General features: G+C 47.1%; 14 protein-coding genes. 4 read left to right on the top strand and 10 right to left on the bottom strand.

Translation table 11 applies throughout. The features are described from left to right. Nucleotides 1-119: 119 nt before the first annotated feature. The 8 genes from HZS52_RS12735 to HZS52_RS12700 form a co-directional block, all read right to left on the bottom strand. Entirely contained in the window at nucleotides 120-776 is a 657-nt protein-coding gene (locus HZS52_RS12735; protein ID WP_190372898.1) for an NADAR family protein, read from the bottom strand. Then, a complete protein-coding gene (locus tag HZS52_RS12730) occupies nucleotides 757-1,797 on the bottom strand; it encodes a phosphoribosyltransferase-like protein (RefSeq protein WP_190372897.1) in 1,041 nt (346 codons plus the stop codon). The genes HZS52_RS12735 and HZS52_RS12730 overlap by 20 nt, the downstream gene beginning before the upstream one ends. Nucleotides 1,798-2,116: 319 nt before the next feature. Next, nucleotides 2,117-2,848 carry a Qat anti-phage system TatD family nuclease QatD gene (gene qatD, locus HZS52_RS12725; protein ID WP_190372896.1) on the bottom strand — a complete coding sequence of 244 codons (732 nt, stop codon included), beginning with the start codon at nucleotides 2,846-2,848 and terminating at the stop codon, nucleotides 2,117-2,119. Then, nucleotides 2,845-4,152 (bottom strand): Qat anti-phage system QueC-like protein QatC, encoded by a 1,308-nt coding sequence (gene qatC / locus HZS52_RS12720; RefSeq protein WP_190372895.1) that lies wholly within the window; start codon nucleotides 4,150-4,152, stop codon nucleotides 2,845-2,847. The genes qatD and qatC overlap by 4 nt, the downstream gene beginning before the upstream one ends. After that, the gene (gene qatB, locus HZS52_RS12715; RefSeq protein ID WP_190372894.1) at nucleotides 4,149-5,027 is read right to left on the bottom strand and encodes a Qat anti-phage system associated protein QatB; all 879 of its coding nucleotides are present in this window, start codon (nucleotides 5,025-5,027) and stop codon (nucleotides 4,149-4,151) included. The genes qatC and qatB overlap by 4 nt, the downstream gene beginning before the upstream one ends. Next, nucleotides 5,005-6,882: a KAP family P-loop NTPase fold protein gene (locus tag HZS52_RS12710; protein ID WP_190372893.1), complete on the bottom strand. Its 1,878-nt coding sequence runs from the start codon at nucleotides 6,880-6,882 to the stop codon at nucleotides 5,005-5,007. Before HZS52_RS12710 ends, qatB begins: the two co-directional genes overlap by 23 nt. 165 nt (nucleotides 6,883-7,047) lie before the next feature. Continuing rightward, nucleotides 7,048-7,371 (bottom strand): DUF427 domain-containing protein, encoded by a 324-nt coding sequence (locus HZS52_RS12705; protein ID WP_190372892.1) that lies wholly within the window; start codon nucleotides 7,369-7,371, stop codon nucleotides 7,048-7,050. 149 nt (nucleotides 7,372-7,520) lie between these two features. Beyond that, a complete protein-coding gene (locus HZS52_RS12700) occupies nucleotides 7,521-7,760 on the bottom strand; it encodes an EamA family transporter (protein ID WP_423250057.1) in 240 nt (79 codons plus the stop codon). 54 nt (nucleotides 7,761-7,814) lie between these two features. Between HZS52_RS12700 and HZS52_RS24640 the strand changes: the two genes are divergently transcribed. After that, nucleotides 7,815-7,943: a hypothetical protein gene (locus HZS52_RS24640; RefSeq protein ID WP_263364868.1), complete on the top strand. Its 129-nt coding sequence runs from the start codon at nucleotides 7,815-7,817 to the stop codon at nucleotides 7,941-7,943. 84 nt (nucleotides 7,944-8,027) lie between these two features. Here HZS52_RS24640 and HZS52_RS12695 read toward each other — a convergent pair whose 3' ends face one another. Then, the gene (locus tag HZS52_RS12695) at nucleotides 8,028-8,471 is read right to left on the bottom strand and encodes a winged helix-turn-helix transcriptional regulator (RefSeq protein ID WP_190372891.1); all 444 of its coding nucleotides are present in this window, start codon (nucleotides 8,469-8,471) and stop codon (nucleotides 8,028-8,030) included. A 109-nt stretch (nucleotides 8,472-8,580) separates the two neighbouring features. On the opposite strand from HZS52_RS12695, the gene HZS52_RS12690 reads away from it, so the two are divergent. Beyond that, a complete protein-coding gene (locus tag HZS52_RS12690; RefSeq protein WP_190372890.1) occupies nucleotides 8,581-9,825 on the top strand; it encodes an MFS transporter in 1,245 nt (414 codons plus the stop codon). A 34-nt stretch (nucleotides 9,826-9,859) separates the two neighbouring features. Then, a complete protein-coding gene (locus HZS52_RS12685) occupies nucleotides 9,860-10,126 on the top strand; it encodes a hypothetical protein (protein ID WP_190372889.1) in 267 nt (88 codons plus the stop codon). Nucleotides 10,127-10,291: 165 nt separating this feature from the next. On the opposite strand, the gene HZS52_RS12680 is transcribed toward HZS52_RS12685, so the two are convergent. Further along, nucleotides 10,292-11,161, bottom strand: coding sequence for a WYL domain-containing protein (locus HZS52_RS12680; protein ID WP_190372888.1), 870 nt, complete (start codon nucleotides 11,159-11,161; stop codon nucleotides 10,292-10,294). Nucleotides 11,162-11,278: 117 nt separating this feature from the next. Here HZS52_RS12680 and HZS52_RS12675 point away from each other — a divergent pair, with 117 nt between their 5' ends. Then, nucleotides 11,279-14,857, top strand: coding sequence for a hypothetical protein (locus HZS52_RS12675; protein WP_190372887.1), 3,579 nt, complete (start codon nucleotides 11,279-11,281; stop codon nucleotides 14,855-14,857). Nucleotides 14,858-14,963: the final 106 nt, after the last annotated feature.

Below are 14,963 nucleotides of genomic sequence, written 5' to 3'. Positions count from 1 at the left end.
CGTTTCCTTATAGCTAACAATTGAGTTCAGAGGCGCTTGAGGCGACGCGTACTTTTTGGCAGCAAAAGTACGTGGCAGGTCAAACGTCCGCTGCGATGAATTGTTACGCATCCAAACCATCACCCTCTGAAGAGGTCGCCCTGAGCTACTGCCGACAACGAGTTCACTCCTGAGTCTTTTACCTCTCTCTCTACTGAGATCTTCTCGATAGGGCGGCTCAACAGAAAGAAATCCTTGATATTCGGCACTTGAACAGTTAAAAAATCGTCGGAAGACCGCTCCTTGAACCCTTCCCTTAGCTCCATCAAGAGCCGCCCTAATACGTTATAACCGACAAGCGTGTCGTCGCCTTCTGGTTTTGCACCCCAGAAGCTGTCCTTGCGTGACTCTTCAACAATTGGCTTTTCTTTAGTTGCAAGCAAGAGCCTTCCAAACGAATCCGGGTGATACGCGAGCTTTACCCTTAGGCACCATCGCATTACAGAGACTCTTACGCGCTCCCAATCAGGACGACTGTCTTTGCGAAATGGCTTACTTTTCATCTTTGCCGTCATCGGGCTAGTCTGCTGAAGAATCATCTCTTGAGCGTCAGGTAGGTGCGGGAACCTACAAGCTTGGTAAAGTGCCTCAGCTGATCGAACGCAAATGCCATTGACTCTCACTGGATAGCGCCCTGCCATATTCGACAGGCCACCATACAGCTCGTTGGTCTTAAGGAAGACTACACAGTCATCCCGGTGGTAAGTTCTAAGGTACTCAGACCGGCCCGAAGCCATCGGCTGTAATCCTTGCGATAAGGTTTTGCATCGCTGTCTGTGAGTTCGTGGTACGTTGGAACAATGGATACCAAGGGTCTCCGGCCCAAAGGGCTAAAGGCGCGTTGTTGGGACAGTTGCGAAAAGTCACGATCATGGAGCCAAATCCCAAGGATTCCAGAGTCATGTGCCCCAAAGGCCTCTGTGTATCGCCCAAATTGGGACACATGCCGCGGATTCTGACGCCCGCGACCAAGAACTCCTGTTCCAAGAGTGCACGCCCCTCCTCACTAGAAAAAATTTTCTGATTGCCTACACTCCCAGCTGCCCGAAGTGTTGGCGAGTATCGCAACTCTGCGACATATTCTTGGACCTCGGAATCATCAGGCACTAATGTGGGCCGAAGCACGTCGCTAGAATACGAATAAGCCCTCCTATCCTCGAGCTCGATCCTTCTCCACCAATCTATATCGATCTCTTTTCCTACCTCGGCAATCTTTTTTTCAATTCGCTGCTTGGCGTAGTACTGGCCACCACTATGGAGAGCTATGCAAATTACGTGAAGATGGCAGAGATTTGGAGCATGATTTTCTATCCAAGCCTCAAGGTCTCTACGCACTCGATTTCCAGTAAAGATTCCGTCGTCTAAATATACGAAAGTGTTAGGATGTTCATCGCCACGGTGAAATTCAACGCCACACTCGGCCCGAAGAATTTCTCTGAATAGGGCGTTCATTTCTCTCTGACTATTCCCTCCGCCCTGAACTTCCAATAGTTCCACTTGCGGCCAAAAACTGCATGGGTCATCGCCAGCAAGCTTCTTTGTTTTTAGGGCTCCACGCAAGAAGCGAGCAACAACATCTGCTGAGAAATAAGTGTTTTTCAGCACATGGTCGATCTCGGCGAGTATTGGCAACTGAACGGCCACACCAAATTGATTGACCCATCTATCAACATGATCAGGCGTCGGCGGAGCAAGATCGCCCGCTCTATAGTCCATTGTCGTGTTGCAAATGCTCTGCAACAATTCTTGTCTGCTCATGCTATCAGGATACTCCTTCGCCACATACTAGACGCATAACAGGAATTAGGCCCATGCTCGACAACTAAACTGAACGCGCGTTCAATAATATTATTCTGCGCGTTCGACCATCTTGCGTTCTATTGAAATCCTTAGACTTAAGTATAAATTGGTAGTACAACACAAAATATTGTGCATATTGCATATACCCAACGAACTTGCTATACGCCTTTTCCGGCATGTCAGCTTTGGGTCGTCAACTGCCGCTCCACTATCAGCGTAGCTTGAAGCTCTGTACTCGGCCATAAGCGGACGTTGGCTACCATCACTATTAACACTATTATTTAGATGCAATTAGCGTTCTAAAATTAGAAAATAAGACTTCATTAGCCTCAGATGGAGCCATATCCCATATACGGCTTAGGCCTACGACTGCCAATTCAACATCCCAAGGCATTAGAGGCTTTCCAGAAATTTTGGCGAAGGGCCCATCACTCTCCGTTAATATTCTATCTTTAGGTATATATTCCACCATTTCTATCGACCTTTTTGAATTCAACATGGCAGGACCAACGCTAAACCAAGCGTTTCTCTGAATTGCTCTTTTAAGATCGCCTTTCCCACCTGTAAACCAATGAAAAACCGGAATCCCAGCATCTGGATACTTATCAAGAATATCTATTACATCACTGGCTGCTCGCCTGCTATGTAAAGAAATTATCTTGCCTCCAGAATTACCACAGGATTTTAAGATATGTTTTAAGACTGCCAACTGAGATTTTTTATACTTTACAAACTCTGGAGATCCATCTAAACCAACTTCTCCGACATAATCAGTTTCATTGATAAAAGTATCAAACAACGGAAGCTCTGAAATCCGTTCATGAGCTATCTGAGGGTGAAGGCCAAGAGCTGTTTTAATGCGTGAATAGTGCTTTGCAATAGAGTATGTGCCTGTCCAAGCACTAGGGGTCGTTGTAACTGACAAGACATACATTTTTCGCCTCTCAATTTCTTTAACAACTTCACTTGGCTCAGGGCACAAATCTATATGGGCGTGCAAATCGATCATTTAACACCTTGAGAATTGAGAAACCCTTCAATTTCCCCAAGCCCTCTTTCAACCATTGCAGCTAGCTTGTCTTTATCTTCAACCAAAGACGAACTTATTGATGCCCCAAGCCACCTTTGAATTCCTTGCTCCTTAGCATCAGCTATTGCTAACAGCATTGATCGAACATCATCAAAACCAGCATGCTTTGCATCTTGAATACTTAAATCGTCATAGAAATACGTTGTCGAGTCGCCATCAGCTCCCCATGCTAGAAATGATGCACGCCTAACCATACAAGGGACACATCTGCCACAGTGTGCATATTTCTCGTCAACTTTATTCACGAGTATTCGGCCACAACTAGTCGTCATCCCTATCAAGGATGACATCAGTTTTTGGTTTTTACAGTCTTTTAGCATTTCACCTTTTGTTTTATGCCGATAAGGATTAACAATATTTACATTAATATTGGCGTTATTCAAAATTTTCTGCAATAGCCCTATAACTACTGGATGTGTAGTTCTAGTACTTAAACTGCCAACACGATTTGTGGTTAATGAGGGGTTTATAGAGATAAAACCATTTTCACAAACATACAGCGGAACATTATTACCTTCTTTATAGGACTTCAATGACGTGGCTACAAGAACTCCATAGGCCATGAAAATAATTGATCTTGCTCTTTGGGATTGAGGCCGCTCTTTGTTAGGTATTCTTACATTATGATTTGCTTGGAAACTGTTTAAACCTTTACCCATTGAGCCTCTATTCACTTCCTTAGCAAAATAGCTTTGTACGCTTGTATCTGGGGCTACTCTTTGACTAACGACATATGGTTTTTTACCCTCCGCAACCAGATCAATCACTCCGATGAGGCTATCGACCCCGCCAGAGAGTAACGCTGCACTATCTTCATTTGGAAAAACAGGTGATTTGGGAGGGGGTGGTAATATACCCCCGCCAATAAATTTCAGCTTCCATCTATCTGTTGTCAAAAAGGCCAACAAATCTTGCAAGATAGACACATTATTCTGCCAGAACTCTGTGTCACTTACTGAAACAGTTAATTCAAAAGATCTAGTCCAACCATCAGGACTAAGCTGTCTATGACCAGCTGAATCTGCACTAATAACAGCCAGAGCGATAGATAAAAAGTCCCAAGCTCTTGGTTCGGGAACAAGCTTTTTACGCTGTACTTCACGTTTAAGCGAGCCTCCAATAGATCCTTGAGACCCCTTGTTGGTCGGACCATAGAGGATGACATCAAGATCAGATTCCCTTGCATCAAAATTGAAATCCGAAAGAGCACAAGTAATCTTCATTCTGCGTACCCCTCAAAGACTTCGCATGTTTCCTTTATCGCATTTTGTACAATACTAATAACAGTGTTGTTGATAATTACTTGACCTGTTTCTTTTAGCTTTCTAAATGACGATGATACTGTTTCTCGGACATAATTCTTTACTTCCTTTAATCGCCCAAGAGCAGATGAAGTGTTAGGAGCTTTTTCTCGGATACATTTCCCTAAGTCTAAATCTATACGTCTAAACACATCTCCCGCTACATACCGCTCTATCGCTAGCTCTTTTTGCTCCGCTGAGAGATCATTTAAATCCGCATCAGGGTGTGCATTTAGCAAATCCGCCAATGCATCTTTGATCGACTCGCGACTTGCTTCGGTATCCTGTGTGCCATCTATGGGAGCTACGGCTTCAACAATGATATCCATAACCTCATACGCTGTTTTTCCTGACAGAGCGGCAGGATCGAGTGCGCCACCTTTTTGGGAATAGCTATTATCATCTCCAGTAGAAAGTGCTGAGAATAGTGACTGAGCGGTTGTTGCTGTACTTGCAAGCCTTTTTGTCGCTGTTGCACTTCCCCCGTACCCTTTTCGGACATATTGTCCCAGTCCTTTTTTCATGCTGGAACTATCGCCAGTTCGAGCATAGTCACCCATATTTCTTCTTGCTCCACCAAAACGAGAGGGTGGTGCTATAGGAGAACCTTTATTACCATTTTGATCTGGTGAGCCATCATTGCCATCCGCAGGAGGAGTTAAGACCGCGCCAGATGCATCATCTACCCCCCCATCAACACCTGTTTCAGGTTGTTGAGACGAAGGTATATCGGGAGTCCATGGTGGAACCATAGGAGTCCCGGAAGGAGAGCCGTTACTTGATTGAGACGTTCCCATTTTTCCTCCTTGAATTAATTGAATTTTTTACAGGGCGAGCGATATCTTCATCTGCTAGCCAGTAATCGAATAATCCAGTAGCCCAAGTTTCACCATCAAGCTTTGGAACAATGCTTGCTTTTATTTGCGCTGCTGGTCGATCTTTCAAAAAACCTCCCAAACGTTGCGCTTGAGTAGAATCAGCTTGTGCAATCAAAATGAGCGGATCTAGTATTGGCGGAGTTCCCCATTCCTGCTGTTGATTTGCCTTACCGAATAAACGATCCATAATGACAGACAGCTCAGGTTTCTGAATTTTCTGTAACTGCTCTTTCGAACTTGACGCCATGTCAGGGTGCTCAAGATATGCTTGAAGAAGTTCAGCTGCTTCTGGCGACAAACGATCTTCCGGTGTAATCAAAGGCGCATGTTCTCGACTTACATACAATGCTCCGCGTAAGTCTTGAGACCCTAAAGGAGGAGATAATCTGAGCCATTCTAAAGCAAATGCATCATCCCAAGGAGCATTAAGTTCAGGAGTATTTCCAGCGCTTACAATTTCTTCCCATTCGGATATGAATAGTGCCGTGCCGTCATTGCTTTCCGTAACTGCCTTGATCAACTCGGCATAAGCTTTAGTGTCTCCACATCTTTCGAACAAAAGTATTTTCGCAAGTGATGCCTCATCTACAGTAACGCCTTGTGACTTCGCCATGGCCATACGTATTGAAAGAGCATTCATGAAGCGTTTTATTAGCCTTGGATTTCCAGAAATTCCTGTCGCACTGGTCATAATGGGAGCTAGCCTATCAGCGACATCTAATCTGGCAACAAGCTCATCAGGTAACTCCCCGTTCAATTCACGCAGAAATTTTAGATCAACTCTTTTCCCCTGCCATGTTTTGCTTAATTGCTGACATACCCCTGAACGTAAGCTTTCTTTTTGAGCACTGCTTAAGTTGCTGTTTTCTACATGTAGCAACATCATGTAAGCGCGAACTTCTTGCGTACCTAAGGGGGGTACACGAATAGGCACTTGAATTAGCTTGTCAAAATAGTTGGTGACAAGCTCGTCTTCAACACCTTGAAAATGACGTTTAACGGCATGTTTTATCATTTGATCATCAGCGGCTATAACAAAAGCTGTGTGTTTGAGAAATAGTAGTAGGCGGATAGCTTCGAGAGTGGATATGGTGGTCTCAGGCAAGCATCTATCTAGATCATCGATTAGAACTACTAGTGTAACGCCCATATCCTTTAATGTTTCTTCGAAACTCTGCCTAAGAGCTTCTATTTGTTTTGGAGGAGTATTTACCTTTTTAGGAGTTATTAAACCCTTAGTCTTAGCCGATATATTTTCCGCGACGCTCTCTATATTTTCAATATCCGATTGATTTACGCCTCCATAAGCTAAGCCTTTGCCAGTATCAATAAGTTCATTTACCAATCCAACAGGGGGTAACCCTAATCCCAACGAAATAGCAGAACTCGCTGACATTTTTATCGCACGAAACCAATCTACTCTGGCGCAAAGGTCTTTTGCTTTATCTAGTCCAGTTTCCCTTGACTCAGCCTCTTTCAGTAAAGTTGAAGCAACAACTTCGATTAACGCTGCCCTCGCATCGTCATAGCCCTGATATAACCAAGCATTAAATTCGACAAAAACATATTTATTTTCCGTAGATAATTGGGAATCATCAGATTTCTTTAGTTCATTTCGGATAAGCTTAATCATTGAGGATTTTCCGATTCCCCATGCACCCGACACGCCTATTGATACTGGCTTTTCATTCGCATCTTCAATAACTTGAGAAACAGTTTTTGCAACACTACCAAAGTTTAAAAAGTCATATTCAGTTTCATTATCTGTCCACATTAGAACTCTACCCTTAAACTACTACAATCACGACATCTTGATTTGGTGTTGTTGTTAAAGCTGTATTTATTCATTGCGCGCACCATTTTGGTTAACTTCTTTAATAACAAATCTAATATTTTAATCATGGATATGCTTACTACGTCCGCTTCGGGTCGAAAGGCGTCATTTGCTAATTTGCTCATAAAACACCACCCTACCCGCTATTATTTCCATCCCTTCAATCGGCTGTTCGTAGCTCCAGGCAATATCTTTATTTTCGCCTAGCGAGAAATACACCGTACTGCCCTTAAACGGGCAGTGGGTAGTCGTTTCTGAGGTGGTAAGCAAATCCATCCGCACGTCATCGCGTGGGAAATAATGGCGTGGCGGGTAGCCGCGCTCGCGGAGTTCGAGAGCGTTGGTCGAGTCAGCAAGCAGCTTGCCATCAACATGCACCTGCACGCGTTGGCTAACGGGGTGAAGCTCGATGCGAGGTGCCTGTGGCATTAGATTGTTCCCTGCGGCTTTTTTAGCTCTAGTAAAATTAGCCTAGCAGCAAAGCTCGTTGAATCCCATGCTCTCCTCATCACACTTTAGGCTACGGCCATGACCTGTGTCATGTTTTTGCCACTGCTCTCTAATTCACTACGACTGTCCTAACGCTGCCGTGCTCTAGCCCTTGCCTGGGTGGTCATGAGCAGGGCGATGACAATCAGCCCAGCCCCAATGAAATCCGTCATGCGCAACGGCTCCCCAAGTACTAGATAAGCGAGTAGTACGCCGAAGAACGGATTAAGAAGGTGATAGCTCGATGCCGTCGAGGCGCCGCTGATGCGAATCAGCACAAGCCAGAGGCTCATTCCGCCGATGGTGACGACAAGTACCAGATGTGTCATCGCCATTATCGTAGCGGCAGAAGGTACGGCCAACGGCTGTTGTTAGAACTCGTGATGGTTCAGGCGTCACAGAAGCGTGCCACCCAGCAACTGGCGGACTTCCTTACGCTTTCGTCGGCAATGAAATCGCAACATATTAACGCCACTCAGGCCGATGTCGCCCTGCCCACCGGTATCAGTTGATGCCAACCAGCCAGTGGTTAGCCCACTTGGCGTATTTCCTCCACCGTTTTGGGCAATGGCCGTGAGGCTTAACTAATGATGCTACTAGAGTTTTCTTACTATCGCGTCATCCGGGGCCAGTACATCGCCATCACCGGTCTGAGGGGCCATATAGGGCACCGGCTGCCCTGTTGACTTGTCGATAAGCAGGGAGTGCTGCTCGCTGTGTGAAAACAAGTTACGTTCCCCCCACTGTCGCAGTGCAACCACCACAGGAAATAGACTCTCGCCCTTGGCTGTCAGCACGTATTCCTGATAGGCCGTGCCATCAGATGCAGGCCGAGTTTCCAGGATATCCGCTTCAACTAACCGACGCAGGCGTTCGGCCAGAATATTGCGAGCCATGCCCAGGCTGCGCTGAAAGTCACCGAATCGACTCATGCCGTCAAACGCGTCTCGTACAATAAGCAGCGACCATCGATCTCCGATAACGTCGACAGAGCGTGCCACCGGGCAGGTTTCAGTATGTGTGGATTTGCGGCGGGGCATGATATTTGCCTTCCATGTGTTTATGGCAATCTATGTAGTTGCATTTTAAAACCAGGTTACCTACCATCCAACTAGTTTTTATTTGAAACCAGCTGAATGAGAGGTGGCTATGAAGGCGTCTTCGGTACTGCCTGTATCGCTTCGTGATAACAGTACACCGGTCAACCAAACGGATATGCCACGCGGCTTAGTGCTACTTTTCGCCGCGGCCAGCGGCTTAAGTGTCGCCAACGTCTATTACGCACAGCCACTGTTAGATGCTCTGGCCTTGGATTTCGGTATCAGTCATGCAGCCGTTGGCGGTGTGATCACGGCCACTCAGGTCGGCTGCGCCTTGGCCTTGCTACTGCTCGTTCCACTAGGGGATCGGGTGAATCGTCGTCGCCTAATGGCGCTGCAATTGTTGGCGTTGGTGGCCTCTTTAGTGGTTGTAGCATTGTCGCAATCCACCTTAATGCTGCTGGCAGGAATGCTCGGTGTTGGCTTGCTCGGCACAGCGATGACGCAAGGGTTAATCGCCTACGCGGCTAGCGCTGCCGCCCCTCATGAACGGGGTCGTGTCGTCGGTGTAGCGCAAGGAGGTGTTTTTATTGGCTTGTTGCTTGCCCGCGTATTCGCTGGTGGTGTAAGCGACCTAGCCGGCTGGCGAGGCGTCTATTTGTGTTCTGCGGTCATAATGCTGGTAGTGGCACTACCGCTGTGGCGTCGACTGCCAACGCTAAAAGCTGCATCAGGTTCCATGAGCTATCCACACCTGATTGTCTCTATGTTGGTGTTATTGCGGGAAGAACGGGTGCTGCAAATTCGCGGCGTGCTGGCGATGCTAATGTTTGCTGCCTTCAACGTTTTCTGGAGCGCCCTGGTATTGCCACTTAGCGCACCACCCTATGAGTTTTCTCATACGGCCATTGGCGCATTTGGCTTGGCTGGCGTAGTGGGAGCCCTCGCAGCCGCTCGCGCCGGAAAATGGGCAGATCGAGGACTCGGTCAGCGTACCAGTGCAGCTGCGCTGGTGTTGCTGCTACTAGCGTGGGGGCCACTATCATTGATGGAGTGGTCGCTATGGGCGCTGATCATCGGGATTGTGCTGCTTGATATGGGTGGGCAGGCTCTTCACGTCACTAATCAGAGCATGATTTTTCACACACGTCCTGAGGCACATAGCCGCTTATTAGGCTTGTATATGCTGTTCTATTCAATCGGCAGTGGCCTAGGCGCCATCAGCACGACAACCGCCTATGCTCATGCAGGTTGGCAAGGTGTGTGCATTTTAGGCGCTTCGCTAAGCCTATTGGCGCTAGCGTTCTGGGCCACGACCCGGCGTTATATGCCGAATGATATATCACGAGGTTGAGAACCATTAGGAGCCACAGAGGAACGACATAGACTTGCAAGCTGACGCCGATGCAAGAGGACGACGCTACCTTTCCCAAAATGCCACCCAGCGAGTATTTCCCTCGGAAGCAGCTATCTCTGCACTGGAACTATTTGATGAACCGTTACCGTTGCAGGGTCTCTCGGCTGAGGACACGCTGGCACTCCTTGACGACACCGGATCCCCAGCGACAACAGCCTCCAATAGTCCACGCTATTTTGGCTTTGTGATAGGCGCTTCGTTGCCCGGTGCTAGTCACCCCAAACAACTACGGCCTTAAGCTGATGAACGGCGATTCATGGTTACTTTGTACTCATAAACAAAACCGACTCTGTTCTAATGCCAAAAAAGCCAAGGCTTAAACATAGAGAATGTACTGCTTGATGGGCCCGCCTGAGCTATGAACTTGATACGCGATACTTATTTACCTAACTCGCGACACTAACTAGCCAAAAATAAAGGGCTCAATGTCACCAGTATTCAATACTACCAACGGTTGCTCCTCGGGTTTGAACCTGTGCGAATCTAAGAATATGTTCAACGAGAGCATCAGGTAATGCACCATGGCCGCACGTACGCGAACCTCCAAGCACCACTCTGCACTCATCCCGTAATCCAAAGCCACCATTCGCTGCTGGGCTTCAGTAAGAGCTGGATTTGGAATTAACAGAAGAGCAATCTGGCGATTCCAGCTTTCATCTAATCCCGGGTCAGCCTCCGGCAACGCCTCGCCAATTATTTCCGCACCGGGCTCAATACGGGTGAGGACAAAATCCCGAAAACTCCGGTGTTTTTCACACCAAGCCCGAGCATGCCAGCGCAACCCTGAATAAACCAAGGTGTGAGGTGCGATTATGCGATCCTCCCCTTCAGGGGTTGAATGGGATCGATAAATCAGTTCCAGCCTGGCCCCTTTTTGGGTTGCTAGGACAACTTGCCTGACAATCGAGGGCGCAACAGCTCGATGAGGAAGAGAGACTGCCTCGGTCGGTGCCGGTATATCTTTAATACCTGAAAAAGAAGGGTTCAACGTACTGTGCTGAGTCATGAGCGATAAGTACTCGCCAAGATCACCTTTGCTAAACTGAAACTGAAAATCATCGCTTGGAGCGTAACCTCGAAGGCTCGAAGAATAGCTCAGATTCCCGTGTGTCAGACTATTATATGTCTGGAAAAGCCCAGCCCCCGTAGTACGACTATGTATGTCAAAGGCCCGCTTGAGGTGGTCATTCGTCACTCGGCCTTCCCAATAAGCAACTACCTCAATTAAATGGAATTTTCTCTTCTTATCCCACGCAACTTCCTCGATAGACATTGCTACCTCAGCTACACCTGTTCAAAAAGTGGACGCATTGTAGACCCATCCAGTATCGCGATTGTCAGTGAAATACGGCAGCCTAGTGGACGATGATTAGACGAAAAGGCGTCGAGAATGATAACAGAGCATCGATCCGAAAAAGCTAACCGTAGACAGCGACTTTCCCCGTTGGATGAGATACTGCAAAACGATCTTAGCGAGTTCCTCGGAGCTGAGAATGACCAAGGCTGCTTAGTGCCAATACCAGCACCAACGGGAATAGGGAAAACCCACAGCATCAAGATCGCAATCCTGGAAGAACTCATCAATTCTCGACACTCTGACCCGAGCAATCAACGTACGATCTACTATATCACCAACTCGGTAGACAACGTCCGACACACTTATGAGGAGCTGCTGCAACTAATTGATTCACAGCACATCAATGGAGAGCCCGGTCTATCTGAGCAGGAAAAAGCTCTACTCAAGAAGCGCATCGTCTATTTACCTGGGCAAGATACTCAACTGCTAGACACAAAAGAGGCTGTTGTTGAGCATGTGATGAACCGCTTCGAACTCTACTCAGATCCGCGAATACGCCACTGTTGGCAGTCACTGCAGAAACTCCGCCAATCGGTAGCCGCTCATCCTTCTATGAAACCTGGTTTACAAGAGGTGCTAAAGGAGAAGGCTGCGGAAACCTATCGTCTCATGCTCAACAGGATTCATAGCCTTCAGCGAAGTGAAAAAGGCATATGCCTATCAGTGGCAGATTACGAAGCTCTTGACCAATTGGTTCCGGGCGACCGCCTACAGCGCAATGTAGCCAATGTCTGCTTTATGACTACTCGAAAATTTCTTGGAGGCTACCAATCACTAAAATCAAGGATCCACCCTATTCGAGAACTGAATGGGACGCTGCTGATTATTGACGAGTTCGATCGACAAAACGAAGTTATCTTGAAGTACATGGCTGAACAAAGAGCGATGGATCTGATTCAAATAACGCGGACAATACATGCAAACCTTCAACAGCATGAACTGGAACGGTCTGAGCGCTACGAAGGCATTGAGGATATCTTCGACGACTTGAAAAAAAGCCTCGCAGAATTTGCCGAGCGATGGAATATACAATTCGCTTTCAATACCGTCGGCACCACACTGGAAACCGAAAAAGTTAGGCTGTTCTCCGATCGCACCATTACACATGCCCACAGTGCTGAGCATATACTCAGGTTGCGAACAGATACCAAGCGCCGGAAAAACTTGATACATAGTGAGCCACGAGACAGCGATACCGAACTACTCAAACAATTGCCCAACCGATTGAGTCGCTTCGTCAACGAAGCAGATTGGCAATACCGACGTTTTATCTGGACAATGAGGGCGTCGGTTTGGCGTTACCTCAGCAATACGGCCTCTTCTTTACACCTCAACACCGGTCAGCAGAGCGCAACTTATCAAGAGGCTGTGATATCCATTCTGCGGCACTTTAACCTACAAGATCTCAGTAATGCAGTTTTTGCTGCTTTCGACGCTCAGGTCAGTTTTGCTGGAAGGCGCTCAAAATTCCTGCAATCTCCAAGCCGTATAGCCTCCCGAACATATCATGACAATGGTCTCAAACTCACCGATGTTCGTCGAAATGAGGGGACAAGCGACACTGTGAGCTGCTTTTATACTGGCTTCACGATTACACCATCGGGGCTTATGGCACGATTAGTTGAATCTGGGGCTAAAGTTCTTGGCATCAGTGCAACTGCGACTTCTCCAACCGTAATCAAGAATTTTGACCTGGACTATCTGAGAAAAAGGCTTGGTTCCAGATTCGTTGAGCTATCTGACGTCCAAACAGCGAAGATAAGTGAGTACTACCATTCCCGGAGACGATACAACGCTTGCAGCATTAACGTTAATGCACGCTTTCTGAATGTTGACCGCGCTCTGGTAGCCGATGAATTGAAAACTCAATTCGGAAAGCCAGTACGGAAACCAGCTATGGTGATTAATAATTGGCTCCAGCTGGATCAGGGCCGTGAGTACACGTTGAAGTGGGTATCCAAGCTTCTGAAAGCCCTCCATCATTTCATAAATGCTCGACACAACCGCTATATGCTAGTGATGTTGAACCGGACTATTGATTCGGTACGCTACCCAGACTTTGTTCAGTTTCTCCAAAGATTTCTCGATAATAGGAACGAGCACAGCAGCAGATCAGTTCGGTTATTTTCGGGAATGAACTCCCAGTCGATGCGGCTCGGAGAGTTCAACGAAGTCCGCTCTTATCTCAGCCAAAGCAGTAACAAGGTGGTTCTATTGTCGACTTACGCATCAATGGGTGAGGGTAAGAACCCAGACTACCCGGTGATGCACCACAAAGACAGGAAGAGCCTGATTTGGGTCGGTGATGGGCCTGAAGCAGAGAATGTTAAAACCGATATTGATACTTTATATTTGGAAAAACCCTCTCATCAGTGGCTTTCGGATACAGACAACCACCAAGTCAACCAGTTACTTCTTTGCCATCAAGTTATGGCTTTACAAGAGTCAAACTGGATATCACACAGAGAGGCTCGGCACTGGATTAAGAAGGCATTGCTGGGCTCCAGTCATGAGCAAAATCTGAATAGTTATCACCAGACCGGCGATTACATTTGGTTAATCAGAAAGATTATTGAGCAGGCTGTTGGGCGTACCGCGCGGACAGCATTTAAAAGACCCAATATCGAATTGATGGCTGACTGTGATCTTCGGGAAGCCCTTGCCTCAGACCCCCGCCCTGATGAAGGACTCTCCATTGAATATATCGCTCTTACCCAGGAAGCCAAAGCTTTAGGAGACGCACATTTTGTGGATAGGGAATCCACTCGCATGCACAATCGCGCTGCCTTCTATACCGTTGACACACTCTCGTTAATAAAAGAACTAATGTCCGGATTCCGTGGTGCTGACCCGGAATCCGCTATCAGAGACTGGGAATCCCTGCGCAGGCAGCTTCTAACTGAACCCACAAGAGCTACAGCATCGGGCAACTGCCCTCGTCTATATCTTCAATCGCCTACTCTTGGCGGCTATCTTTTCTCGGGAAGTCTTGAGACACAAACGGATGCCCCTGGGCCTAACAATGAGCTCCGCTTTTTTGATCGAGCAGAAAAGGGGCGTTGGGTAAGTGAGATGGAGAGCGGCCTACCTGAACTGATGAGAAACGTACATGTTCGCAAGCATTTTGAAGAACAAGGCTTTGCAACAGAATGGCAGCCACACCCCTACATTATTAACCCAGCAGCTTTCTTTAACCTATACAAAGGCGCCCTTGGGGAAGAGGGAATTCGAGTAATCCTACGCCATTTCGGTCTACAGGTATCCGACCTTCCCAATAATACTTACGAAAACTTTGATTTTCTGATCAGAACTTCACCGGAAGCCCCCTGGATTGCCGTTGACGCAAAACATTGGCGCAGCGAAGGAACAGTAGATAATCATCAACAAAAAGCCATTACTATGGAACAGAAAGTTGGTGCTCGACACTTCGCCTACATAAACCTATTTGATTCACAAGGTAGCCAATGCCGATTCCTGAGCAACGAGTTTAGACCTACAAACCAACGTGAAAGCTCTGTGATCGAAATACCGGGAGTCCTTGGATGGGCGACAGGTAGCGTTATTGAGCGACATATAATCACCCTGCTGGAATGGATGGGGGAACATCAATGAATCCAGTTCTAACAAATTTTATGACAATGACCCCATGTGACCTCCCAGCTCTTGCCGCCAGGTTTTCAGTGGCATCGGTGTCATATCGAAGTTGGAATAAAGAAGA

Origin of the sequence: Vreelandella titanicae (genome assembly GCF_014697095.1) — a bacterium.
GTDB classification, from domain to species: domain Bacteria; phylum Pseudomonadota; class Gammaproteobacteria; order Pseudomonadales; family Halomonadaceae; genus Vreelandella; species Vreelandella titanicae.
This window is presented reverse-complemented; position numbering and strand designations above follow the sequence as displayed.